The sequence below is a fragment of the Nonomuraea zeae genome, assembly GCF_005889725.1.
Taxonomy (GTDB): Bacteria; Actinomycetota; Actinomycetes; order Streptosporangiales; family Streptosporangiaceae; genus Nonomuraea; species Nonomuraea zeae.
Window position 1 is genome coordinate 1 of record NZ_VCKX01000620.1, and the last position, 2,156, is coordinate 2,156.

Genomic DNA, 2,156 nt, shown 5'->3' on the forward strand with positions numbered 1-2,156 from the left:
GGTGAAAGACCTTCACCGCTGACCCTGTCGCAGCAGGGAGGTGGAGCTGAGGGCAGCCTGATCCGGGTGGTGCCGGGGAGGGCGGGAGCAGCCCTGACAACGCCGGGACGGGCCAGTACTACCAGATGGTCCGGGTCCGGCTAGCGAGACGGAAAGGAGTACGCGAGGAACCGGCGTGTGACACCCCCTTGATCAGGCGCCAGCTCGAATCTGGTGGATATGGGCTGGAAGCGGTGCGCATCCGCCCCTCATCACGGGCGGAGAACTCTTACGGCGGTATGTATGAGCCGCTGGGGAGGCTGTGAGGAAGATCTGCGGCGTACTCACAGCGATGCCGCAGGGGCATAGTCGGGCTCCTCCTCCGTCGAGTGACTCACCGTGAACACGGGAACCGTTCCGGGTCTTGCCAGGTGCTCCGCCTCCAGCGGGGTGGCCGGGCTGAGCGCATCGACCGCTGATCAACCCGGGACGGGGCGGAGCCGCCGTAGTACTCCGAGCCGGGGAGAGCCCGCGCACATGGGGAAGGGCGGCAGCGGTTTCGAGAAGGACTGGAGGCTGTAATGCCGAAAGACGCGCCCCCGAACGGGGACGCCTGGCCGGAGCAGATCCCCGAGGGCGAGATGGGGCCGCGCCGGAAGGTATCGGAGATGCAGGCCAAGCTTCACCGTTGGGCGGTGGCCGACCCCGGCCGCCGGTTCGATGACTTGTTCAATCTCGTGCATGACCCGGCGACGCTGTTGGTGGCGTTCGACCGGGTCGCGGGTAATCGGGGAGCCGGCACTCCCGGCGTGGACGGCCTGACGGTCGCCTACGTTGAGGAGGAGGTCGGCGTCCCAGGGTTTCTGGACGACCTGCGGGCCCAGCTCAAGACGGGCATCTTCCGGCCGCTCCCGGTGCGGGAACGCAAGATCCCCAAGCCGGGCGGGTCGGGCAAGGTCCGCGCGCTGGGCATACCGGCGATTGCGGATCGGGTCGTCCAGGCGGCGCTCAAACTGGTGCTGGAACCCCTCTTCGAGGCCGATTTCCTGCCGGTCTCCTACGGGTTCCGGCCCCGGCGGCGACCCCACGACGCGATCGCGGAGATTCACCACTTCGGCACCCGCGGCTATCGCTGGGTGCTGGATGCAGACATCGAAGCGGCCTTCGACAACGTTTCGCACACGGCGATCATGGATCGGGTGCGGTTACGGGTGAAGGACAAGCGCGTTCTGGCACTGGTCAAGGCGTTCCTCAAAGCCGGGATCCTCACCGAACTCGGCGAACACCGGAATACCTACACCGGTACGCCGCAGGGCGGCATCCTGTCCCCACTGATCTTCAACGTGGTGCTGAGCGTGCTCGATGAGCATGTGATGGCTCCGTGGAAGAACGACGGGCCGATGTCGACCTCGGGCAAGCGCGCCTACCGGCGCTCCAAGGGACGGCCTACGTGGCGGATCGTGCGTTACTGCGATGACTTCGTCATCTTGGTGCACGGCTCGCAGGCCGATACCCAGGCGTTGCGCGAGGACGTCGCCGACGTGCTGGAACCTCTTGGGTTACGGCTGTCACCAGCCAAAACCCAGGTGGTCCACATGAGCGATGGGTTCGATTTTCTCGGTTTCCGCATCCGGTGGAAACGCAAGAGGGGCTCGAACAAGTGGTACGTCTACACCTTCATCGCCGACCGGGCCAAACGGTCGGTGAGGGCGAAGATCCGTGCCCTGACCCACAAGACATCGCAGCAGGACTTCGCCTCCGTGCTGAAACGACTGGCTTCGATCATGCGCGGATGGGCCAACTATTTCAAACACGCCGTGGCCAAGTGGACCTTCGACAAGCTGGATACCTTCACCTGGTGGAGACTCGTCCACATGTTGCGGGCCAGACACGGCTGGAACTGGGGGCAGCTGCGCCGTCACCTGAAAGACGGCTCCGGCCGGTGGGTGATAGCCGCAGGTGGGGTCGAGTATTTCAGCCTCAGTAAGCGCATGACAATCATCCGCTACGCCTACCGAGGCAACAAGATCCCCTGTCCATGGCCTCCTGCGAACCCCGCCTGACGATAGAGACCGTGGAGAGCCCGTTGCCGAGAGATCGGCACGGCGGGTTCGGCGAGCGGCCTGGGGAAACGGACTGAGAGCAATCCCGGCACCGCGCCCCAGGCCGACTCAACA

1 protein-coding gene is annotated in these 2,156 nt (G+C 65.3%); it reads left to right on the forward strand.

Translation table 11 applies throughout. The annotated features are described in order from the left end of the window. Positions 1-560: 560 nt before the first annotated feature. Entirely contained in the window at positions 561-2,042 is a 1,482-nt protein-coding gene (gene ltrA, locus ETD85_RS61835) for a group II intron reverse transcriptase/maturase (protein ID WP_138699022.1), read from the forward strand. Positions 2,043-2,156 lie beyond the last annotated feature (114 nt).

What these genes read in the sequence shown, in the direction of transcription:
- ltrA (WP_138699022.1), top strand. Translation starts at nt 561, where the DNA reads ATGCCGAAAGACGCGCCCCCGAACGGGGACGCCTGGCCGGAGCAGATC.